Raw genomic sequence first — 21,093 nt, 5'->3', positions numbered from 1 at the left:
TCATAGGACGTGGTGGGTGTAGCGGGAGAGGGTGAGGGCGAGGGCGGACGGGCCGGGCATGGCCCACAGGGCGTCGTTGAAGATCTCCACTTCGATCGGGCCGGTGTAGCCGGTGGCGTCGACGGCCTCGCGGAAGCGGCGCAGGTCGACGCAGCCGTCGCCGAGCATGCCGCGGCCCGTGAGGACGCCCTCCGGGAGCGGGGTCACCCAGTCGGCGACCTGGAAGAGGGCCAGCCGGCCCTCCGCGCCCGCGCGGGCGATGCCGTCCCAGGCGTCCGGGTCCCACCACAGGTGGTAGGTGTCGATCATGACCCCGACCTGGGTGGACGGGTGCGGTGCGGCGATGTCCAGCGCCTGGCGCAGGGTCGAGACCACGCAGCGGTCGGAACAGTACATCGGGTGCAGCGGCTCGATCGCGAGCTGGACGCCGTGGTCCCCGGCGTACGGTGCGAGTTCGGCGATGATGTCGGCGACGCGGGCGCGGGCGCCGTCGAGGTCGCGGGTCCCGTCCGGCAGCCCGCCGCTGACCAGGCACAGGACGGGTGCGCCCAGCGCGGCGGCCTCCTCGATGGCGCGGCGGTTGTCGTCCAGTGCGCCCTGCTCCTGGAAGAAGCCGCCCCGGCAGAGGGACGTGACCGTCAGGCCGTGGTCCTGGACGAGCTTGGCCGTGCGGGCCAGGCCGTACTCGGCGACGGGCTCCCGCCACAGGCCGACACCCGTGACTCCGGCCGATGCGCAGCCGGCGGCGAGGTCGGGCATGGGCCAGTGCCGGGTCGTCCACTGGTTGAGGCTGAACCTCATCGGATGGCCCCCTGGACGGTCAGCCACGCGCGCATCCGGGTCGCGGCGAGGTCGGGGTCCGGGTAGAGACCGGCGGCGTCGGCGAGCTGGAAGAGGCGGACCATGTGCGGGACGGACCGTGCGTTCTCCAGCCCGCCGACCATGCGGAAGTGCCGCTGATGGCCGGTCAGCCAGGCCAGGAAGACCACACCCGTCTTGTAGTAGAGGGTCGGGGCCTCGAACAGATGACGGGCGAGCGGCACCGTCGGCGCGAATATCTCCGCATAGGACGCGGTGTCGTCGTCGTCGAGCGCCTGCAGGGCGGCTGCGGCGGCGGGGGCGATGGGGTCGAAGACGCCGAGCAGCGCGTCGCTGTGCCCTCGGCCGTCCCCCTTGATCAGTTCCGGGTAGTGGAAGTCGTCGCCGGTGTAGAGCCGGACGCCGGACGGCAGGCGGCGGCGGAAGTCGACCTCGCGTTCCGCGTCCAGCAGCGAGATCTTGACTCCGTCGATCCGGGACGCGTGGTCGGTGATCAGGGCGAGGAGCGCGTCGGCGGCGGCGTCCAGGTCGGGTGAGCCCCAGTAGCCGTCGAGGGCCGGGTCGAACATCCGCCCCAGCCAGTGCAGCACGGCCGGGCGCCTGACCTGGGACAGCAGCCGCCCGTACACGGAGGCGTAGTCGTCCGGGCCGCGTGCGGCGGCGGCCAGGTGGCGGCTCGCCATCAGGACGGGGACGGCGCCGACCGAGTCGATCACCGCGAGCTGCTCCTCGTAGGCGGCGACGACCGAGGCCGGCGAGGCCGGTCCCGGGGGCAGCTGGTCGGTGCCGGCGCCGCAGACGATCCGGCCGCCGTCCGAAAGCGCTTCCCGGCCGCTGCGCACGATGAGCTTCCGGGTCGTCGCCCAGTTCAGGCCCATGCCGCGCTGCGCCGTGTCCATCGCCTCCGCGACGCCCAGCCCGTACGACCAGAGGTGGCGGCGGAACGCCAGCGTGGCGTCCCAGTCGAGCGAGTCGCCGGCCGGATCCGGGACGACGTGCGCGGCGGCGTAGGCCACCCGCGACGTGCTCGGCCCCGGCGGAGGCGGATAGGTCCGCGGCTCGTTCATGGTGTGCGGGGCGGCCAGGCCCGGAAGTTCGATCTTCATCGGGTCAGCTCCGGAACCTCCAGGCGGCGGCCCTCGCGCCACGCCCGCAGCCCCAGCTCGGCGAGCTGAACGCCGCGTGCCCCGGCGTAGAAGTCCCACGGGAACGCCTCGTCGCCGGCCACATGCCGCAGGAACATCTCCCACTGCGCCTTGAACCCGTTGTCGAACTCGCCGTTGTCGGGGATCTCCTGCCACTGCGACCGGAAATCCTCGGTGGCGGGCAGATCGGGATTCCACACCGGTTTCGGCGTCATCGACCGGTGCTGGACGCGGCAGCGCCGCAGCCCCGCGACCGCGGAACCCTCCGTCCCGTCCACCTGGAACTCCACCAGCTCGTCGCGGAACACCCGGGTCGCCCACGACGAGTTGACCTGCGCGACGATCCCGCCCTCCAGCTCGAAGATCCCGTACGCGGCGTCGTCTGCGGTGGCGGCGTACGGCTTGCCGTCCTCGTCCACCCGCTCGGGAATGTGCGTCGCCCCGAGCGCCTGGACCGACCGCACCGGCGCGATCACGCCGTCCAGCACGTACCGCCAGTGGCAGAACATGTCGAGGATGATCCCGCCGCCGTCCTCCGCCCGGTAGTTCCAGCTCGGACGCTGCGCCTCCTGCCAGCCGCCCTCGAACACCCAGTACCCGAACTCGCCGCGCACCGACAGGATCCGCCCGAAGAAACCGCCGTCCACCAGGCGTTTCAGCTTGAGCAGCCCCGGCAGGAACAGCTTGTCCTGGACGACGCCGTGCTTCACGCCCGCCTCCTCGGCGAGCCGCGCCAGGGCCAGCGCGTCCTGCAGGTCCTCGGCCAGCGGCTTCTCGGTGTAGACGTGCTTGCCCGCCGCGACCGCCGCGCGGATCGCCGAGGCCCGCGCGCCGGTGACCTGCGCGTCGAAGTAGACCTCGGTCTCCGGACGCGCCAGCGCCTCGGCCAGGTCGGTCGTCCAGGCGGTGAGGCCGTGCCGCTCGGCGAGGTCGCGCAGCTTGGCCTCGCTCCGCCCGACGAGCACGGGCTCGGGCCACAGCACGGTGCCGTCCTCCGTGCGCACCCCGCCCTGCTCCCTGATCGCGAGGATCGAGCGGAGGAGATGCTGGCGATACCCCATCCGGCCGGTGACGCCGTTCATGATGATCCCGATGGACCTGCGTGCCATCCCGTTCCTTCCCAGCCTGTCGTGCATCTCCCGGTCGGCCCGCTGCGCCGGCGGCGCCCGGAGCGGGGATCGGGAAAGCGCGTTCAGAAAGCGCTTTCTGATGTACCGTAGGAAGCGTCGCACGCGCGGTCAAGAGGGTCTCTCCGCAGGACCCGCCGCGCAGGCCGGCGTCGAGGGAGCGGTGATGACGGAAGCGGCGGAGGAACATCGGGCCGCCGACCGGGCCTACGTGACGTTGCAGGACGTCGCGCGGGAGGCCGGAGTCTCGCTCGCCACCGCGTCCCGCGTCCTCAACGGGACCGCGCAGGTCCGGGCCGACCTGCGCGAACGGGTGCTCGCGTCCGCGGCCGGCCTCAGCTACACCCCGAACGCGCACGCGCAGGCGCTGGCCAGCGCGTCCAGCACGTCCGTCGGCGTGATCTGCCACGACGTCAGCGACCCCTACTTCGCCGCCGTCGCCCACGGCGTGATGCACACCGCCGCCGAGCACGGCATGCTCGTGATGCTCGCCAGCACGTTCCGCGACCCGGCCCGCGAGATCCAGTACGTGGCGATGCTGCGCGCCCAGCGGGCCCGCGCGATCCTTCTCATCGGCTCCGGCTTCGAGGACCGCGACTGGGAGCGCTCGATGGCCGCCGAACTCGACCCCTACCAGCGCACCGGCGGCCGCGTCGCCGTCCTGTCCCGGCACCGCAGCCTCAAGGTCGACGCCGTCCTGCCGCAGAACCGCGAGGGCGCCGCCGACCTCGCCCGCGCCCTGCTCGACCTCGGCCACCGCGACTTCGGCGTGCTGACCGGCCCGCGCGCCCTCACCACCGTCTCCGACCGCCTCGCCGGCTTCACCGGCGCCCTCGCGGACGCGGGCGTCGCCGTCCCCGCCGAGCGCATCGTCGAGGCCGCCTTCACCCGCGACGGCGGCTACGCGGCCGCGACCGGACTGCTCCGCGCTGAAACCCGTCCGACCTGCGTGTTCGCGGTCACCGACGTGATGGCGGTCGGTGCGCTCGCCGCGTTCCGCGACAACGGCGTCTCCGTGCCCGGCGACATCTCCCTCGCCGGCTTCGACGACATCCCGATCGTCCGCGACCTGACCCCGCCCCTCACCACCGTCGCGCTCCCGCTCCGCACGATGGGCGAGACCGTGATGGGCCTCGCCCTCCGCGAACCCGCCACCCGCCGCAGCCGTGTCGAACGCATCGCCGGCGACGTCGTGCTGCGCGCCAGCACGGCCCCACCCCGATGACCCGCGGCGCGCCCGCCGTCCCCCCCGTCCAGGACCCGCCGGGCGCGCCGCCCCCACACGACGAAGAACCCGCCCGGAGATCCGGACGGGCCCTCATCTATGACCGTTCAACGCGCGGCGAGATCGTCCTCTTTCGCCTCGGCCTCCGCGGGACGCTCGGAGTCCGATTCCACAGGACGCTCGGGCCACGCGACGATCTTGGTGCGACGAGGGTTCGCCAGAGGGTTGCTCATTGCTACTGATGTCCTCCTGTTCGGGCCGATCGGAACAGATGTTCCCGATGACCGGCCCGTTTCCGCAAAATGGTCTAGACCGCAAGCCCGCCCAGGCCACAAAACCGAGTCGCCCCCGCCTCCGCTCCGTGGCACTCTCCCTGCCATGGACGTAGCCGAGCTGACCCGCCTCCAGAACCAGGGCACCCGCCTGAAGTTCCTGTTCTTCTGGGGACATCAGACCCCCGGCCCCGGCTACCTCAGCCAATGGTGGCCGTCCCCTTTCATTGTGGAAGGGGTGACCTACGCCACTGCCGAGCACTTCATGATGGCCGAAAAGGCCCGCCTTTTCGGCGACGAGGAAACGGCCGCGGCCATCATCGCCGCCCCTCACCCCGGCCGCGCGAAAGACCTGGGCCGCAGCATCCGGAACTTCGACGAGCAAACGTGGCAAGACCACCGAGTCGCCATAGTCGCGAGAGGCAGCGAAGCGAAGTTCGCCCAGAACACAGACCTGCGCGACTACCTTCTCGGCACCCGCAACCGCGTCCTCGTAGAGGCAAGCCCCCTCGACCGCATCTGGGGCATAGGCCTGACCGTCGACGACCCCCGCGCCGAAGACGTGACCGCCTGGCGAGGCCAAAACCTCCTGGGCTTCGCCCTAATGACCACCCGCGACACCTTGACCCCCTGACGGAGGCCCAAGCGTGCTCACAGGGGGCGAGGTGTAGACGCTGTCCAGGTAGTGGACGATGTGTTCGGTGGTCTCCTGGAGGTCGATGAGAGGGCGCCGGAGGTAGCGGCGCGGGCCGGAGCGCCAGCAGAAGTGCTCGGGGTGGACCCAGACGTTGAGGCCGGGGAGTATGACGACGGATATGCCGTCCTCGCCGGTGTTGCGGGTCCCTTCGAAGCCGCGCCGGGTGACGTTGAGCAGGAGGCATTGCGCGGCCGTCCCGGGATGGACCTTGTAGCCCAGGCCGGGCCAGGTCCGGGGCAGCGGGAGCGCGAACCAGACCACCTTGCCTGGGACGGACCCATCGGCCAGGCGAGACCGTGTCGGCGCGCTGCCCCAGTCGGCCGTGACTTCGCGGACGAGTTGCAACCCCTTCCCGCACACGTCGAGCAGCCCGGCCGTGGACGCGCGGGGGAGCGACGTCCGTGCGCAGTCGAAGACGGAGACGACGAGCTGCGGGGCGGGGACGGTTCGCGCCCAGATCCACAGCTCGGGCACCGTCGGTGGACGGTCGCTCGGCGCGGGCCTGCCGTGGCGGAGCGCGTTGGTGGCGATCTCGGACACGGCGAGTTCCCCGTCCTCGACCACGTCCCGGCCGAGGTCGAGTTGCGCCATCGTCCGCCGCAACAGCCTCCGCGCCGTCGCCGGGCCGCTCTCGTCCTCCGGCAACCGCCACGCACACGCCCCACCCGCGGCCAGATTGGGAGCTCGCTCGATCAGCATCGGGGCATCACCTCCTTGAGGCCGCTCCTTGCGGCCATGACCCTTTGGTCACTCTTCGTGTGCATCGCGTCACATGGTGCGCCCTCGAAAGCAGTGCCGCAACGGTTTTAAGGAAAGAACCCAAGATTCTTCTGTGGAGACTTGCCCAAACCGCTTGAGGGGTGACTACGGAGTGGGCATGCTCGATCACATGACAGCCAGACCGCCCACCATCCGTGAACGTCGCCTCGCCGGCGAGTTGCGGAGACTTCGAGAGGCCGACACGCCGCTGAATCTAGAAGAGGCCGCTGCGCAACTCAGTTGGAGCAAGACCAAGCTGTCGCGCATCGAGAACGCGCTCCGCAGGGTCACAGCGGCCGAGGTCCAGCAGATGCTCGCTCTCTATGGTGTGAGCGGACCGCGCTCCGAGGCTCTCGTCAGCTTCTCTCGGACGACGCGGCAACGCGGCTGGTGGGACACGTACGAGAACAGCCTGCCCACGGATTACGCCACGTACATGGGCCTGGAGGCCGAGGCCGAGTGGCTCAACTCCTACACGATGGGGCTTGTGCACGGTCTGATGCAGACCGGCGACTACACACACCACGTGGCGAAATCGATCTTGATGCGGTTCTCTCCCGTGTCGGAGGTCGAGCGCCGCGTCGCGGCTCGGATGGCGCGGCAGAAGGCCTGGGTGGAACGCGAGGAGCCGACGCGACTCTGGACGATCTTGGACGAGACGGCGCTGAGGCGTGTCATCGGTGGCCCGGAGGTGATGCGGGCTCAGTATCGCCGCATCATCGAGTTGACCGACCTGCCTAACGTGATGTTCCAGGTCATGCCGGTTGCCGCAGGTGGTCATCCTGGCGTTGTCGGCAGCTTCGCCGTCTTGGGGTTCCCCCAGCGCTTCACGCCGAATGTCGTGTACGTCGAGAATATGACCAGCGCTCTGTACATCGAGGACGAGAAGGAGGTGCATACGTATTCGCTGGCGTTCGAGCAGATGGCGGCCATGGCGCTGAGCCCCGAGGACTCACTGGCTATGCTCGAACGACTAGCGCGACAATGAGTACATGGAGGGACAAAGTGTCCAACCTCCCTCTCGACCGGACTGTCTTCCGTAAGAGCAGCCACAGCGAAGGCGCCAACGGTTGCGTTGAGACATGCGTCCGCGATTCACACCACCTGGTGCGTGACTCCAAGGATCCGGAGGGTGGCGTCCTGGCCCTGGAGCGGGACATGTGGTCCGCCCTGATGTCGCAGATCAAGCGGGGCGCGTACGACCTTTGACGGCTACGGCAACGCCCCTCGCCGGATTCGCGAGGGGCGTTGCCGTGTTCGTTGTGCGGGTCAGCGGGACGGGGTGGGGCCTACGAAGAGGAGGACCTGGTCCTTCGCCCACGGGACGCCGTCATGGACGTACCACGTCGGGGGGACCTGGCCGGGACGCAGGACGTTGCTCGTGTTTCCCGTCATGGAGCGGTACTCGGGCACCGTTACGTCGCGCTTCTTCAGGGCTGCCAGTACTTCGCTCACGCGGTGGTTCCGGAAGGTCATGCCGTGCATGGCCTCTCCGGGTGCCGTCACCGGCGCGCTGCTGCCGTACTGCTCGCCCGGTCGGGCCGCGCGGCCGAAGACGATCTCGGCCTTGCCCTTGAAGTCGGTCCGGACCCGGATGCCGACCGGGCATTGGTCGCCCCCGCCGCCGGTCTCGCATTCGCCCTTGGCGGTGAGGGTCGTGATGTCGCGTTCTCCGGTGCCCTTGCTCGTGCTCATCATCACCACCGTGCCGACGATGGACGGGGACGCCGGCACCAGGTTCAGGCTGACGTCCAGTCCGAGAGCCGCGAACTCGGTGCGGTAGCGCTCCGGGTCGGCCAGCGGGTCGCGGACCCGGACCTCGATGTACTCGCCCTTGGGCGTGACGGTGAGCGCCGCCGCGGCCAGCGTGATGTCATGGGTCGGCTTCCCCGGCCGGGGGTCATCATCGTCCGGGATGGTCGCGGCGAGCGCCACGCCCGCGCAGACCGCGGCGGCCGTTGCCAGGGGGACGCCGATGATGAGGCGCAGCGGGCGCCGCCGGTTCCGCTCGGCCGGGTGGGCGGTGATGCGGTCGGCCAGGTCGGCGGCCGTCTCGTCCGTCAGCAGTTCCCCGGCCCGCCGGTCGGTGATGGGGGCGAGCCCGGCGATCATGGTGTCGATGTCGCGGTTCATGCGTGCTCTCCGTGCGGGATCGGGGTGCCTGACGGGGACGTGGCGCTTGTGCGTTCCAGGGCGCGGGCGAAGCGGCGGCGGGCGCGGTGCAGCCGGATGCGCACCGCGTTGCGGGAGCAGCCGAGGACGGTCGCGATCTCACCGTGGTCCAGGCCCTCCCAGCCGACCAGGGACAGCAGCTCCCGGTCGGCGTCCGGCAGGCTCCGGAACGCGGAGGCCACGTCGGTCAGGTCTCCGCCGGCCAGTTCGTGGACGGCCAGGCCGTCGCTGAGCCGGGAGCCGAGGTCGGCGGCCAGCGCCGACCTACGGCGCTCGCCGCGGTGGTGGTTGGCCAGCACCCGGCGGGCCACCCCGTACAGCCACAGCCGCGCCTGCTCGCCCGGCGGGACGTCGTCGAGCCGGCGCCAGGCCGTCAGGAACGTCTCCGCCAGGACGTCGGCCGCGTCTTGCGGGTCGGCGGTGCGGCGCAGCGCGTACCCGAGGATCCGGGCGCGGTTGGCGGTGTAGATCTCCTCGAACCGGCGCCGCCTGTCGCCGGGCGGATGGGAGTCCTCCAAAGGGGATGGCAAGCCCTCTCCTTTCGTCGCACGCCCCGGGGGCGGCGGAATGACCGGACGCACAGCACATGTCCGGACCCCGCCCAGCATTTCGCCCGAGACGGTGAGCGCCGAGATCCCCCCCGCGATCGTTACCGGACGCAGCATGGGCGGTGCGGCCGTATCGCCCTCGCCGAGTGGGTGGCAAGCCCAAGTGCGCGCGAGGTCAGACATCAGAATACGTTCTGATATCCTTGTGGCATGAGTGCGACGCCCCCTTCAGATTCGGTGACCTTCTCTGACCTGTCTCGTAATCCGCGAGCCGTCGCTGAGCGAGCCTCTAGGCTCGGGCGGGTGCGTATCACCCATCGGGACGCGCCGGATTTCTACCTGACGGATGCCGACCGGGAGGAGCAGCGGGATGAAACGCTGGCGACCGCCTCCCGGATCTTTCTCGCTCTGATGAAGCGCGATGCAGGCGCCCGTGACCTGCTGCTTGCCATGCCCGATGTGTTTCCGTGGGTACGCCACCTCAGCACTGAGGAGGTGCGTGCGTTCACCGTGGAGCTGGTCGAGGCCCTCTCGGATGCGGCGGAACTCGACCTTGGTTCGTCCATCGACGAGGTGATCGCTGGATGGCGAGCCACGGCGCGAATCAAGGCCGACCCCCGGCAGTACGAAGACGCCGTGCGGCCTACCAGCGGGGACTTCGGCCCGGTGGAGGTCCACCCGTGAGTCCCAAGCGAGGCGACAGGGTCACGGTTCCGCCTCCGGATGGCGAATGGGACGTACGGTTCGGTACCGGCGATGCGGCGCGGGGGTGGGAGGAACTGTGCCGGCTGGCATTGGCCAACACGCGCCGCTGCCTTGACTTACTTCGCTCCGATCCGCGTTCCTGCGCCAATCACGGACGGCAGCATCGGCTTCGCGGCGAACTCGCCACGCGTAAGCACAATGGTCGTGATCTGGAGCAGTGGGAGTACGAGGTCACGAGTGGCGGCCGCGTCCGCTACTTGATCGACGGTGATGACCGCACCGTGTGGATCGTGTACGCGTCGCCCCGTCATCCCAAGGACACCGACGGCTGACAGCTCCGCCCTTCTCAGACGCGGGTGTGGTGATCATTTGGGGGGGGGTGCGGACGTAGCATGGGGTGAGCTCTCGGTTCGCATTGCGGGGTGGAGGACGGTTGATGCGGCGGCGGCAGGGGCCGGTTTTTCCCGGGTATCTGATGATCCTGCTGGTGGCGTTGCTGGGGCTTGCGTTGCAGGCTTCGCCACAGACCACGCATGTCGTTCAGGAGTGGGCGCTTCCGGTCATCGTGGTGTGCATGCTGCTGATTCCGCTCGTGCTGGCCTGGGAGAAGGGGCAGGAGCGGCGGAACCTCGCGCGGCCGGGGTGGAAGGGCGACCGGTCGCCGTACCCGGGGCTGGACGCGTTCACGGAGGACGACGACGGCGTCTTCTTCGGGCGTGACGGTGAGATCCAGGAGCTGGTGGAGCGGCTGAGGCCGGGGAGCGAGCCGCGGTCGATCCCGGTGACGGGGCCCTCGGGTGTGGGGAAGTCGTCCCTGCTGTACGCGGGGCTGCTGCCGAGGCTGGTGCAGCAGCGGCGGTGGGTGGTGGTTCCGCCGATGACTCCGGAGGACGATCCGTTCCGGTGTCTTGCGTACTGCCTGGCGGACGTGCTCGGCGCGGATGCCGAGGAGATCGCGGAGGAGCTGCGGCGGGAGCCCGGGCGGCTCCGGCGGCGGGTGGACGAGCTTCGTCGGGGGCGGCGGAACCGGTCCGTGCTGATCGTGGTCGATCAAGCCGAGGAGCTTCTGACGCTGACGGAGGACGGTCAGCGCGACGCCTTCTTAGGGATGCTCCGCGACGCGCTTCACGACGATCTGAAGTTGTGGGTCGTCTTCGTGTTCCGAGCGGAGTTCCTGACGGCGTTCCTGAGCGGCGGGTCCGCCGGCATGTTCCGGCATCCGTTCACGGTGACGGCGCTCGACCGGGCGGCGCTGCGGACGGTGATCCGCGAGCCGGCGGAGCGGGCGGGCATCACGTTCGAGCCTCCCGAGCTGGTCGCGCAGATGGCCGACGAGACCGGGGACGGGACGGCGCTGCCGCTGCTCGCGTATCTGCTGCACGAGCTGTACCTGCACGTCGGGCGGAACGGAACCATCACGCTGGAGGACTACCGCCGGACGGGCGGGGTCGACGGCGCGCTGACGCGGCGGGCCGACCGGCTGATGCGGGAGCTGGAGGACGTGGAGCCGCCGCCCGTCCTGCAGACGCTCTTGAAGTTCGTCAGGTTCACCGACGGGCGGCCGACGCGGCGGCCGGTGCCCGGCGGTGAGCTGGACGAGGCGGGGCGGCTACCTCGCGGCGCTGTCCAAGGATCGCGAAGTGCAGGTCTGGGACGCCGCGCAGGGCACCGAGACCGCCGTCCTGACCGGGCACGACGGCTGGGTGTGGTCGATCGCGTGGTCGCCCGACGGTGAGGTGATCGCGACCGCGTCCGCCGACCGGACCGTCCGGCTCTGGGATCCCCGGGCGGGACGGGAACTGTGCGTGGCGGCCGTCCACACCGACGAGGTGTGGGACGTCGCCTGGTCACCCGACGGGACGAAGCTGGCCACCGCCTCCCACGACGAGACCGTACGGATCTGGGAGCCCGTGACCGACGGCGCGGCGCTCGTCGAGCGGGCGAGGAGCCGCGTGTTCCGGCGGCTCACCCGGGATGAGCGCCACACCCTCATGATCCCCGGCCCGCGTCCCGCGCCGGAGGGGGAGCGGTCACCGGCCTGACCGGGGGAGGCTGCTCCGGGTTCGTCAAGATTCCTTCGTATTCCTTTGGGTAAGGCGAGGTCATGACGGAGTCGCGCGAACCCGCGGAGGTCGACGGCCCGCTGGAGCAGAACCTCCTGCTCGCAAGGCGGGTGGTCGACGCGGCGCAACAGGAGATGCTGGACAAGGCGCGGCAGCGCATCCCGGCGCTGCGGCTGGGCGCCGTCGCCGGCGCCTTCGGGATGCTCGCGACGGCCGCCACCTACCGGATGAACGTGCTCCTGCTGGAGAAGAAGCTGCCGCCGGAGATCGCGTCGTTCGTCGCCGCCGCCGTGTACGGGAGCGGGGCCGGCGCGGCGGCGATGGCCGCGTCCCGCAAGTGGAAGGGGCTGCCGGCGCCGCTGCCCACCGACACGGCACGCCAGGTCGTGGAGATCCTCTCCGACACCGGCGACTCCGACGCCGGCTGATTGACACGCGTCTGTGATCATCAGCAGACTCGGCGGCGTGCGCATCAGCGAGCTGGCGGACGTGCGGGCCGAGCGGCCGGAGGCGGTCGCGGAGGCGGCGGCGGGACGGACGCGCCGGGACGCGCCGCCCGGTGCGTCCGGCAAACTGATGATCATCGCGGCGGACCATCCGGCGCGGGGCGCGCTCGCGGTGGGCGGCGACCCGGTGGCGATGGCCGACCGGGGCGAGCTGCTCGACCGGCTCTGCGTCGCGCTTGAGCGTCCCGGAGTGGACGGCGTGCTCGGTACCCCCGACATCCTCGAAGACCTGATGCTGCTCGGCGTCCTGGACGGCAGGCTCGCGATCGGCTCGATGAACCGCGGCGGGCTGGCGGGGACGGCGTTCGAGATCGACGACCGGTTCACCGCCTACGACGCCGACGCGATCGCCGCGTCCCGGCTGGACGGCGGCAAGATGCTGCTGCGGATCGACGACGCGGACCCGGCGACCGCCCGGACGCTGGAGTCCTGCGCGCGGGCGGTGTCGGGGCTCGCGCGGCACCGGCTGATGGCGCTGGTGGAGCCGTTCGTCTCGCACCCGGTCGACGGCCGCGTCCGGAACCTCCTGACGCCGGAGGCGATGATCCGGGCGGTGTCGGTGGCGTCCGGGCTGGGCGTCACGTCGGCGTACACGTGGCTGAAGGTCCCGGTCGTGCCGGAGATGGAGCGGGTGATGGCGGCGACGACGCTGCCCGCGCTGCTGCTCGGCGGCGACGTCGCGGGCGACTCGCGGGAGGTGCTGGACGGCTGGCGGCGGGCGATGCGCATGCGGGGCGTGCGGGGCCTCGTCGCGGGCCGGTCGCTGCTGTACCCGCCGGGCGGCGACGTGCGCGCGGCCGTGGACGCGGCCGTCGAGGTCCTCTGACCGGCGCCCCCCGGCGCCCGACTCACTCCTGAGATCCCGGGTAGGGGCGGGTCATGGACACCGAAGCCACCCCGGTGAACGCCGAGATCGCCGTGGTCGTGAACGGGACGGAGCACCGGCTCAGCGTCGACACCCGCGCGTCCCTCCTGGACGTGCTGCGCGAGGACCTCGGGCTGACGGGCTCGAAGAAGGGCTGCGACCACGGGCAGTGCGGCGCGTGCACCGTCCTCATCGGCGGGCGCCGCGCCAACGGATGCCTCGCGCTGGCCGTCGCCCACGACGGAGCCGAGATCGTCACCGTCGAAGGGCTCGCGCGGGACGGACGGCTCAGCCCAGTCCAGGAGGCGTTCATCGAGCAGGACGCGTTCCAGTGCGGGTACTGCACTCCCGGCCAGCTGTGCTCTGCGACGGGTGTGCTCGACGAAGCCGGGCAAGGCTGGCCCAGCGCGGTGACCGAGGACCTCGGCGCCGACCCCGTACTGGACGACGACGAGATACGCGAACGGATGAGCGGCAACCTGTGCCGGTGCGGCGCCTACACCGGCATCGTCGCCGCGCTGAGGGAGGCGTCCGAGAAGGAGCGGGCACGGCGCGGAGAGGCGGCGGAAGCATGAGGCCCTTCGCGTATGAGCGTGCCACCAGCGCCGAAGACGCCCTGGCGCGACACGACGGCGAAACCCTCTACCTGGGTGGCGGAACCAACCTCGTCGACCTGATGCGGCTCGGCGTCGAAGAGCCGGCCAGGGTCGTCGACGTCGCGCACCTTCCGTATGACCAGATCCAGCTGCAACCGGACGGCGGCCTCAGTATCGGCGCGGCCGTGAGCAACAGTGCCCTCGCCGCAGACCGGACGGTGCGTGAAGGGCATCCCGTGCTGACACAGGCCGTCCTGTCAGGGGCGTCCGGACAGATCCGCAATCTGGCGACCGTCGGCGGCAACCTCCTCCAACGCACACGGTGCTCCTACTTCCAGGACACGTCCAAGCCGTGCAACAAGCGGCGTCCAGGCAGCGGATGCCCCGCACGCGAGGGCGAGCACCACAACCTGGCGATCCTCGGCCATTCGGAGGCGTGCGTGGCGACCCACCCGTCCGACATGGCGGTGGCGTTGACGGCCCTGGACGCATCCGTCCGGGTCCAGGGCCGCGCGGGCGAGAAGACCATCCCCATGGACGAGTTCCACCGCCTGCCCGGCAACGAGCCAGAACGCGACACCGTCCTCGAACCAGGCGACCTTGTCACGGCGGTCGAGGTTCCGCCGATCGGCATGCCGTCCCGCTACCGCAAGGTCAGGGAGCGCGCGTCGTTCGCGTTCGCACTGGTGTCGATAGCGGCGGCGCTGGACGTGGACGGCGGCGAGGTACGGGACGTCCGGCTGGCGCTGGGCGGCGTCGCGCACAAGCCGTGGCGTGCCCGCCGCGCCGAAGAGGCCCTGCGGGGGGCGGCGGCGACACGGGAGTCGTTCCTGCGCGCCGCCGAGGCCGAACTGGAGGCCGCCGAGCCGCTCCGCGACAACGCCTACAAGGTGCCGCTCGCGCGCAACCTGATCGTCCGGATGCTCACGGAACTGGGGGAGGGGGCGTCATGACCGAACGGCTGGAGAGCCGCGAGAAGGTCACGGGGGAGGCGCTCTACGCCTTCGAGTACCCCGTCGAGGACGTCGCGTACGCGGCCGCCGTCCAGGCGGGCATCGGACGAGGTGAGGTCAGGTCCGTCGACACCGAGGCGGCGCTGAGGCTGCCCGGTGTGCTCACCGTCCTGTCCTGCGAGGACGCCCCCCGGCTCGACGGCGAACCGGAAGGCGAACTGGCCCTGTTCCAGTCTCGGACGGTCTCCTACCGAGGCCAGTTCATCGCGGCCGTGGTGGCCGAGACGCTCGAAACCGCCCGGGAGGCGGCACGCCTCGTCCAGGTGGACTACGCATCGGAGACACCGGATGTGCGGCTGCGCGACGACCATCCCGGACGCTACAAGCCCGACAAGGTGAATCCCGTCTTCCCCGCCGACACCGAGCAAGGCGACCCGCAGGCGGCGTTCCGCAGCTCGGCCGTGCGCGTGGACGTCACCTACACGACCCCCGCCGAACACAACAATCCGATGGAGCCGCACGCCACCCTCGCCGACTGGAGCGAGGACGGAACCCTCACGCTCTACGACTCGACCCAGGGCTCATCCACCGTCCAGAGCACGATCGCCAGGACCTTCGGCCTCGACCGGACGCGGGTACGGGTCGTGGCGCCGCACGTCGGCGGCGGGTTCGGCTCCAAGGGGGTCCCCAAGCCGAACGTCGTCCTCGCGGCGATGGCCGCACGCGCCGTGGGACGTCCCGTCAAGTTCGCCGTGCCCCGCCAGCAGATGTTCGCGACAACCGGCTACCGGACGCCGACGATCCAGCACATCAAGCTCGGCGCGGACGTCGACGGGCGGCTGAACGCGGTGCTCCACGACGTGGTCGAGCAGACGTCCACCGTCCAGGAGTTCGCCGAGCAGACCGCGACGCCCACCCGCGTCATGTACCGGGCCCCGAACCGGCGCACGTCCCACCGCCTCGTCCGCCTGGACGTCCCCACACCGTCGTGGATGCGCGCCCCGGGCGAGACCCCGGGCATGTACGCGCTCGAATCCGCCATGGACGAACTCGCCGTCGCCGCCGGCATCGATCCCATCGAGCTCCGCATCCGCAACGACACCGACCACGAACCGGACAGCGGCCTGCCGTTCAGCTCCCGCAACCTCGTCGCGTGCCTCCGGGAGGGCGCCGACCGGTTCGGCTGGGCCGGACGCGCCCCTTCGCCCGGCACGCGCTGGGAGGGCCGCAAGCGCATCGGCATGGGCGTCGCCGCGTCCACCTACCCCGCCTACATGTCCCCGAACAGGGCGACGGCCCGCGCCGAGCCCGACGGGACGTTCACCGTCCGGATCGCCGCCGCCGACATCGGGACGGGCGCCCGCACCGCCCTCGCCCTGATCGCCGCCGAGACGCTCAAGGCGGACCTCGGCGACGTGACCGTCGAGCTCGGCGACAGCTCGTTCCCCAAGGCGACCGTCGCGGGCGGCTCGTCCGGGACCGCGAGCTGGGGGACGGCCGTGGTCCGCGCATGCGAGGCGCTGCGCGAGAGGATGAACACAGCGGTTCCCGGGGGGCGTGGGGGGTCGTCCCCCCACACGGTGAACGGCGCCGTGCCGCCGGAGGGCCTGGAAGCGTCCGCCGACACCACCGCGGAGCTCAAGGACCGGGAGGAGTACGCCCGGCACGCGTTCGGCGCGCAGTTCGCCGAGGTGGAGGTGGACGCCGACACCGGCGAGGTCCGCGTCCGCCGCATGCTCGGCGTGTTCGCCGCCGGGCGGATCATCAACCCGACGACGGCCCGTTCCCAGTTCATCGGCGGCATGACGATGGGCATCGGGATGGCGCTGCTGGAGGAGAGCGTCATGGACGCGGAGTTCGGGGACCACCTCAACCGCGACCTCGCCCAGTACCACGTCCCGGTCTGCGCCGACGTCCGCGACGTCGAAGCCGTTTGGGTGGAGGAGTCGGACCCGCACCTGAACCCGATGGGCTCCAAGGGCATCGGCGAGATCGGCATCGTCGGCGCCGCGGCGGCCGTCGGCAACGCCGTCCACCACGCGACCGGCATCCGCGTCCGCGGACTGCCCATCACCCCGGCCAGGCTCCTCCCCGACCTCTGACCGGCGGCCGGACGCCCGGTTCGGCCGAGCCGGCCGGGTGGCCGCCTACTGCCGGTAGCCCTCGACCTCGGCGGCGGGACGGACCTGGGCCTCGTCGGGGTTCTGTCCCGCATCGATCCGGGCCCGCCGCTGGCGGAGGAGGTCCCAGCACTGGTCGAGCGCCACTTCGAGCTGCCGCAGCCGCTGCCGCGTGTCGGCGTCGCCGGTCTCCGCGCGCTCGTGGGCCCTCCGCAGCGCGTGCTCCTCCTCGATGAACTCGTTGATCCGTTCCAGGATCGCCTTTTCGTCCATGAATTGGCTCCCGATGATGGTTTTCCGGGCCGGTGGGGTTCAGAAGGTGCCGACAGATGAGAGCCTGGCACATACGGGGCCGCCACCGGTAGCGGCGCCCCGGCCGAGGCGAGGAGCGGATGACGGTCTGGCGGATCACCGACGGTGAGGGCGGCCTCGAGTCCGGGAAGCGGGCGTCTCCCCGCTACGACATGGTCGAACACGACACCGCGCTGCTGCGCGTCGCCACCGCGGCGTCGGCGCCCCGGCTGCTGATGACGGGGGAGATCGACGTCTCGAACGCCCCCGACGTGACGCGGGTCCTCCACACCGTCCAGGACCGCGGGCCCGGCGACGTCCACGCCGACCTGGCCGGCGTCGACTTCATCGACGTCGCCGGCCTGCGCGCCCTCGCCCTCACCGCCCGGGACCTGGACGCACGGGACCGCATGCTCGTCCTGCACGGGGTGTCGTCGCACATCGACAGGCTCTTCAGGCTGATCGGCTGGAACACGACCCCCGGCCTGCAGATCCACTGCCGCCCCCGCACCTGACGACCCGGCCCCGCGGACCTCAGCCGATCAGGAGGAAGCCGGGCACGATCGCCAGCCCCATGACCGGGAGGGTCGCGGCGAGAAGGGCCCGGCGCACCGGCTCGTCCCCGGCGAAGCGGATCACCACGGTTCCGGCGGCCCGGTCGTGCAGGCAGCGGCGGGTCCGCTCGTCCCGGCGGTAGGCGAGCAGGTCGCTCCACGGGCCGGTACCGGGGGAGACGTGGGACCCCCAGGTGGGCTGCCAGCGGCGGAACGACTCCTTCCAGCCGGGGAACCGGAGGTCGGCCAGCCTGACCACGCGGAGGCCGGCGATCCGCTGCCCGACCGTGCAGCCCCACAGGACCAGCCGGAAGACCCTCAGGAACAGACAGAGCCAGATCATGACGAGCAGGGCCGCCAGCGCCATGGCCATCATCAGCCCGGCCGGGATCTCATGGCCGTCCAGCCCGATGATCCCGCCCATCAGCAGGGACTGCGGTGCCATCATCGCCATTGCCACGGCCACGACGTCGATCAGGCGGGCCGCGGCCCGCTGCCGCCCGCTCGCCAGGACGATGACGGGACCGCCGTCCCCGGGCGAGGGGGCACCGGGCTCGACGAAGATGGGTGGGGAGCTCACGGTCGTTCATCAAACCATCACGCTCGCGTGAAGCGCGCGCGAACGGCACACGCCGGCCCTAACCGAGTGACCGGCGGGCCACCAGGGCCGCGTTCAGCAGTTGCAGGTCGCCGGGGCGCGCCGGGTCCAGGCCGGTCAGGTCGCTGATGCGCCGGACCCGGTAGGCCACCGTGTTCGGGTGGACGTGCAGCGCCGCCCCCGTCGTCCGCCGGTCCAGGTCGAACGCCAGGTAGCGCTCCAGGGTGTGCAGCAGCTCGGGTTTGCGGTCGAGCGGCGCCAGCAGGCCCGCCAGCCCGGCGAGGGCGCCGCTCGGCCGGCTGAGCTGGTAGTCGAGCAGGACGTCGGCGAGCCGGTACAGGCCGGGCGGCCGGGCGGCGCGGCGGACGAGATCCATGATCTCCGCGGTCTGGGCCACGGCGGCGCGAACGCCCGCCGGGCCGGTGATCTCCGCGGCCGCCGTGATGCGGATGCCGGCGGCCTCGGCGGCCTTCGCGACCATGTCGCGCAGGACGTGCCAGCCGGCGGAGAAGGGCAGCAGGGCCGTCCCGCCCGTGGCGTCCAGGGCGGTGAGGGCGGGCTCGTCGGCGACGTCGTCCAGAACGGTGCGGACCCGGCGGATCTTGCGGCGGGCGGCGACCCTGGCGCGCTGGCCGGAGCCCCGCTCATCGGGGTGCGCGCCGAACGCCAGGCTCAGCACGGCGTACCGCGGCGCCGGCCGCCGCCCCGTGTGCTCCACGGTCTCCCCGGCCAGGAGCGCGGTCATCAGGGCGTGCCGCCCGCCGTGCTCCTGGCTGTCGATGATCTGCCGGACCTCCAGGTAGGCGGAGCTGACGGCCGAGATCAGCAGCCGCTGGAAGTCGAGGAAGTACCCCAGCGTCTCCTGGACCGCCGCCAGGTCGGACGGCTCCGCGCCGGCGGTCAGCTCGTCCCACGCCATGGCCGCGCCGATGTTGTACGCGGTGAGGATCGCGTCCAGCGGGACGCCCTCTTCGGCCCGCAGCGCCGCCGAATCGCGCTGCCGGCCGAACTCCCCGGGACGGGCGGGACGGCGCCGCTCCACCACGTCGGCGAACTGCCGCAGGCTGTGCTGGACGATCCCGGCGATGTCCCCGGCGATCTCCTCCTGCGGAAGCTCCGCGTAGACGGGCAGCTCGGCGAGCAGCCGCGCGAGGACGCCGCGCGTCAGCCGCGGGACTCGCGCGCGCAGACGGGGCGCGATGGGCCGGCCGGCGACGCACAGGGCCGGCCCGCCGTTTTGAACCGTGTTGTCCCGCGTCACAACGGCTCCCGAAAAAGTCTGATTTCAGGCCAATTGAACGGTCTGTGCAGATTCTGGACGATCACGGCGACATCGTCCATGACGCCGGGAGTTCGGTATGAAGCGTCTGTTCAATGGCATGGTCGGCGCGGTCGTTCTGGCGGGAGCGGCCCTGGGTGTCACCGCGGCCCCGGCGCAGGCCGCCTCCGTGGAGTACGTCGCCCTCGGCGACTCGATGGCCTCCGGGCCGCTCATCCCCGACATCACCGGCCCGATCGGATGCGGGCGGTCCACCGGCAACTACGCGCACGAGCTGGCGGACAAGCTCGGCGCGAACCTCCGCGACGTCACGTGCAGCGCCGCGAAGACCAAGCACATGACCGAGCCGCAGAGCACCAGTGTGGGCGGCGTCGACACCGGGACGGTCCCGCCCCAGCTCGACGCGCTCACCGCGTCCACGACACTGGTCACCCTCACGATCGGCGGCAACGACGTCGGCCTCGTCGGCGTCGCCGAGGACTGCATCAACCTCGAGCCGTGGGCCACCCCGTGCAAGGGGGAGTTCGAGGACGAGGTCGCCCAGCGCACCGCCGAACTCGGCCCGAGGCTGTCGGCCGTCCTGGACGGCATCCGCGCCCGTTCCCCCAAGGCCCACATCGTCGTCACCGGATACGGCCTCTACATCAAGCCGAACGGCTGCTGGCCCCTCCAGCCCGTCCTGCCCACGGACGCCAACTTCCTCCAGGGCGCCGTCAACGCGATGAACGGCGTCATCCGGCAGCGGACGACCGCGCACGGCGGCACCTACATCGACCTCGTCACGCCCAGCGCGGGCCACGACGCGTGCCAGTCCGGGTCCAAGCGCTGGATCGAGGGCTACGTCCCGGTCAACCTCGCCGCCCCCCTGCACCCGAACGCCCGCGGTGAGGCCGCCTACGCGAACATCATCCACAGTGCCCTCAACGCCTGACGGACCGTAGGCTCTGAGGCCCACGAAGGGGGCCTCCCATGAACGAGCCGATGCGCGCCGCCACCGCCGCCTACGAACAGACGATCCGCTCCACGCTCGGCCTCGCCGAAACCCTCGGCGAGGCCGACTGGCATCTGCCGACCGAGTGTCCCGGCTGGACGGTCAAGGACCAGTTCGCCCATCTCGCCGGGGTCGAGCTCGACCTCCTGGGCGACCCCTCGCCCGACATCGACCTCCCCGAGTTCGACCACATCCGCAACGACTTCGGCCAGATGCTGGAGAAGGCCGTCCACGTGCGCCGCGCCGTCCCGGGCCCGCAGGTGGCGGCCGAGCTGGCGGACGCCCTCGAACGCCGCCTGGCCGAACTGCCCGGCATGGACCCCGACCGCCTCATCATGTGCCCGGACGGCAGGGAGGGCCCCTACTCCCGCTTCATGAAGTTCCGCGCGATGGACTGCTGGACCCACGAACAGGACATCCGCCGTGCGGTCGGCCGCCCCGGGAACCTCGACGCGCCGGCCGCGCACTGCTTCTGGGACCTCATGAGCGCCGCGCTGCCCCGCATCGTCGCCCGCACGGCCAAGCCCGGGCCCGGCCGGTCCGTGGCGCTCAGGGTCTCCGACCCGCTCGACTTCCACGTGGCCGTCCGGGTGGACGACGACGGCCGCGGCCACTGGGCCGAGCCCGGGAAGCCGACCGCGGAGCTGGCCATGAGCTGGGAGACCTACGTCCGCCTCACCGCCGGCCGCTGCACCCCCGACGCCGTCGCCGTCGACACCGCCGGCGCCCAGGACGTCGCCACCCGGGTCCTCACCAACATGGCCATCACCCCGTAGCCGCTTCCGGCCACACGGGACGGACGTCTTTA

At 71.4% G+C, this 21,093-nt stretch carries 26 protein-coding genes; 16 read left to right on the top strand and 10 right to left on the bottom strand.

Features of this window, described 5'->3' with window-relative positions; genetic code table 11:
- Genes ACGFIS_RS34860 through ACGFIS_RS34850 form a run of 3 tightly spaced genes read right to left on the bottom strand, consistent with a single transcriptional unit; the run spans position 1 to position 3,073 of the window.
- Positions 1-801: a sugar phosphate isomerase/epimerase family protein gene (locus tag ACGFIS_RS34860; RefSeq protein WP_392973771.1), complete on the bottom strand. Its 801-nt coding sequence runs from the start codon at positions 799-801 to the stop codon at positions 1-3.
- Positions 798-1,925, bottom strand: a complete 1,128-nt coding sequence (locus tag ACGFIS_RS34855) for a dihydrodipicolinate synthase family protein (RefSeq protein WP_392908736.1) — start codon at positions 1,923-1,925, stop codon at positions 798-800. The genes ACGFIS_RS34860 and ACGFIS_RS34855 overlap by 4 nt, the downstream gene beginning before the upstream one ends.
- Complete coding sequence (locus ACGFIS_RS34850; protein WP_392908738.1) at positions 1,922-3,073, bottom strand: Gfo/Idh/MocA family protein; 1,152 nt, start codon at positions 3,071-3,073, stop codon at positions 1,922-1,924. The genes ACGFIS_RS34855 and ACGFIS_RS34850 overlap by 4 nt, the downstream gene beginning before the upstream one ends.
- Positions 3,074-3,257: 184 nt before the next feature.
- Here ACGFIS_RS34850 and ACGFIS_RS34845 point away from each other — a divergent pair, with 184 nt between their 5' ends.
- Complete coding sequence (locus tag ACGFIS_RS34845) at positions 3,258-4,316, top strand: LacI family DNA-binding transcriptional regulator (protein WP_392908740.1); 1,059 nt, start codon at positions 3,258-3,260, stop codon at positions 4,314-4,316.
- Between the two features lie 107 nt (positions 4,317-4,423).
- Here ACGFIS_RS34845 and ACGFIS_RS34840 read toward each other — a convergent pair whose 3' ends face one another.
- Positions 4,424-4,549 (bottom strand): hypothetical protein, encoded by a 126-nt coding sequence (locus ACGFIS_RS34840; RefSeq protein ID WP_392908742.1) that lies wholly within the window; start codon positions 4,547-4,549, stop codon positions 4,424-4,426.
- Positions 4,550-4,694: 145 nt separating this feature from the next.
- On the opposite strand from ACGFIS_RS34840, the gene ACGFIS_RS34835 reads away from it, so the two are divergent.
- On the top strand, positions 4,695-5,222 hold the full coding sequence (locus ACGFIS_RS34835; protein ID WP_392908744.1) for an NADAR family protein: 528 nt from the start codon (positions 4,695-4,697) through the stop codon (positions 5,220-5,222).
- On the opposite strand, the gene ACGFIS_RS34830 is transcribed toward ACGFIS_RS34835, so the two are convergent.
- A complete protein-coding gene (locus ACGFIS_RS34830) occupies positions 5,190-5,984 on the bottom strand; it encodes an ATP-binding protein (protein ID WP_392908746.1) in 795 nt (264 codons plus the stop codon). The two genes, ACGFIS_RS34835 and ACGFIS_RS34830, sit on opposite strands and share 33 nt — an antisense overlap.
- A gap of 178 nt (positions 5,985-6,162) precedes the next feature.
- Here ACGFIS_RS34830 and ACGFIS_RS34825 point away from each other — a divergent pair, with 178 nt between their 5' ends.
- Both ACGFIS_RS34825 and ACGFIS_RS34820 read left to right on the top strand, forming a co-directional pair.
- A complete protein-coding gene (locus tag ACGFIS_RS34825; RefSeq protein ID WP_392908748.1) occupies positions 6,163-7,032 on the top strand; it encodes a helix-turn-helix domain-containing protein in 870 nt (289 codons plus the stop codon).
- Positions 7,029-7,253, top strand: coding sequence for a DUF397 domain-containing protein (locus ACGFIS_RS34820; RefSeq protein ID WP_392908750.1), 225 nt, complete (start codon positions 7,029-7,031; stop codon positions 7,251-7,253). Before ACGFIS_RS34825 ends, ACGFIS_RS34820 begins: the two co-directional genes overlap by 4 nt.
- A 60-nt stretch (positions 7,254-7,313) precedes the next feature.
- On the opposite strand, the gene ACGFIS_RS34815 is transcribed toward ACGFIS_RS34820, so the two are convergent.
- Positions 7,314-8,177 carry a hypothetical protein gene (locus tag ACGFIS_RS34815; protein WP_392973770.1) on the bottom strand — a complete coding sequence of 288 codons (864 nt, stop codon included), beginning with the start codon at positions 8,175-8,177 and terminating at the stop codon, positions 7,314-7,316.
- Positions 8,174-8,746, bottom strand: coding sequence for an RNA polymerase sigma factor (locus tag ACGFIS_RS34810; protein WP_392908754.1), 573 nt, complete (start codon positions 8,744-8,746; stop codon positions 8,174-8,176). Before ACGFIS_RS34810 ends, ACGFIS_RS34815 begins: the two co-directional genes overlap by 4 nt.
- A gap of 321 nt (positions 8,747-9,067) precedes the next feature.
- Between ACGFIS_RS34810 and ACGFIS_RS34805 the strand changes: the two genes are divergently transcribed.
- The 9 genes from ACGFIS_RS34805 (at position 9,068) to ACGFIS_RS34765 (ending at position 16,554) form a co-directional block, all read left to right on the top strand.
- Positions 9,068-9,448, top strand: coding sequence for a hypothetical protein (locus ACGFIS_RS34805; RefSeq protein ID WP_392908756.1), 381 nt, complete (start codon positions 9,068-9,070; stop codon positions 9,446-9,448).
- The gene (locus tag ACGFIS_RS34800) at positions 9,445-9,801 is read left to right on the top strand and encodes a hypothetical protein (RefSeq protein ID WP_392973769.1); all 357 of its coding nucleotides are present in this window, start codon (positions 9,445-9,447) and stop codon (positions 9,799-9,801) included. The genes ACGFIS_RS34805 and ACGFIS_RS34800 overlap by 4 nt, the downstream gene beginning before the upstream one ends.
- A gap of 104 nt (positions 9,802-9,905) precedes the next feature.
- Positions 9,906-11,204, top strand: coding sequence for an AAA family ATPase (locus ACGFIS_RS34795; RefSeq protein WP_392973768.1), 1,299 nt, complete (start codon positions 9,906-9,908; stop codon positions 11,202-11,204).
- Positions 11,110-11,511, top strand: a complete 402-nt coding sequence (locus ACGFIS_RS34790; RefSeq protein ID WP_392973767.1) for a WD40 repeat domain-containing protein — start codon at positions 11,110-11,112, stop codon at positions 11,509-11,511. Before ACGFIS_RS34795 ends, ACGFIS_RS34790 begins: the two co-directional genes overlap by 95 nt.
- Before the next feature lie 62 nt (positions 11,512-11,573).
- Positions 11,574-11,960, top strand: coding sequence for a phage holin family protein (locus tag ACGFIS_RS34785; protein ID WP_392908762.1), 387 nt, complete (start codon positions 11,574-11,576; stop codon positions 11,958-11,960).
- A gap of 13 nt (positions 11,961-11,973) precedes the next feature.
- Positions 11,974-12,864 carry an aldolase gene (locus ACGFIS_RS34780; RefSeq protein WP_392973766.1) on the top strand — a complete coding sequence of 297 codons (891 nt, stop codon included), beginning with the start codon at positions 11,974-11,976 and terminating at the stop codon, positions 12,862-12,864.
- A gap of 53 nt (positions 12,865-12,917) precedes the next feature.
- Positions 12,918-13,478: a 2Fe-2S iron-sulfur cluster-binding protein gene (locus ACGFIS_RS34775; RefSeq protein ID WP_392908766.1), complete on the top strand. Its 561-nt coding sequence runs from the start codon at positions 12,918-12,920 to the stop codon at positions 13,476-13,478.
- Complete coding sequence (locus ACGFIS_RS34770; protein WP_392908768.1) at positions 13,475-14,452, top strand: FAD binding domain-containing protein; 978 nt, start codon at positions 13,475-13,477, stop codon at positions 14,450-14,452. Before ACGFIS_RS34775 ends, ACGFIS_RS34770 begins: the two co-directional genes overlap by 4 nt.
- Complete coding sequence (locus ACGFIS_RS34765; RefSeq protein ID WP_392973765.1) at positions 14,449-16,554, top strand: xanthine dehydrogenase family protein molybdopterin-binding subunit; 2,106 nt, start codon at positions 14,449-14,451, stop codon at positions 16,552-16,554. The genes ACGFIS_RS34770 and ACGFIS_RS34765 overlap by 4 nt, the downstream gene beginning before the upstream one ends.
- 45 nt (positions 16,555-16,599) lie before the next feature.
- On the opposite strand, the gene ACGFIS_RS34760 is transcribed toward ACGFIS_RS34765, so the two are convergent.
- Positions 16,600-16,845 (bottom strand): DUF2630 family protein, encoded by a 246-nt coding sequence (locus tag ACGFIS_RS34760; protein WP_392908772.1) that lies wholly within the window; start codon positions 16,843-16,845, stop codon positions 16,600-16,602.
- 119 nt (positions 16,846-16,964) lie between these two features.
- Between ACGFIS_RS34760 and ACGFIS_RS34755 the strand changes: the two genes are divergently transcribed.
- Positions 16,965-17,378 (top strand): STAS domain-containing protein, encoded by a 414-nt coding sequence (locus ACGFIS_RS34755; RefSeq protein WP_392908774.1) that lies wholly within the window; start codon positions 16,965-16,967, stop codon positions 17,376-17,378.
- A gap of 19 nt (positions 17,379-17,397) precedes the next feature.
- Here ACGFIS_RS34755 and ACGFIS_RS34750 read toward each other — a convergent pair whose 3' ends face one another.
- Complete coding sequence (locus ACGFIS_RS34750; protein WP_392908777.1) at positions 17,398-17,997, bottom strand: RDD family protein; 600 nt, start codon at positions 17,995-17,997, stop codon at positions 17,398-17,400.
- 58 nt (positions 17,998-18,055) lie between these two features.
- Positions 18,056-19,276, bottom strand: a complete 1,221-nt coding sequence (locus tag ACGFIS_RS34745; RefSeq protein WP_392908779.1) for a PucR family transcriptional regulator — start codon at positions 19,274-19,276, stop codon at positions 18,056-18,058.
- 97 nt (positions 19,277-19,373) lie between these two features.
- Between ACGFIS_RS34745 and ACGFIS_RS34740 the strand changes: the two genes are divergently transcribed.
- Both ACGFIS_RS34740 and ACGFIS_RS34735 read left to right on the top strand, forming a co-directional pair.
- Entirely contained in the window at positions 19,374-20,225 is an 852-nt protein-coding gene (locus ACGFIS_RS34740) for an SGNH/GDSL hydrolase family protein (protein ID WP_392908781.1), read from the top strand.
- Between the two features lie 38 nt (positions 20,226-20,263).
- On the top strand, positions 20,264-21,061 hold the full coding sequence (locus ACGFIS_RS34735; RefSeq protein ID WP_392908783.1) for a maleylpyruvate isomerase family mycothiol-dependent enzyme: 798 nt from the start codon (positions 20,264-20,266) through the stop codon (positions 21,059-21,061).
- Positions 21,062-21,093: the final 32 nt, after the last annotated feature.

Origin of the sequence: Spirillospora sp. NPDC048824, from assembly GCF_043198455.1 — a bacterium.
Classification (GTDB): Bacteria; Actinomycetota; Actinomycetes; order Streptosporangiales; family Streptosporangiaceae; genus Spirillospora.
The sequence above is the reverse complement of the archived record's forward strand: the minus strand, read 5'-3'. Positions and strand labels throughout refer to the sequence as shown.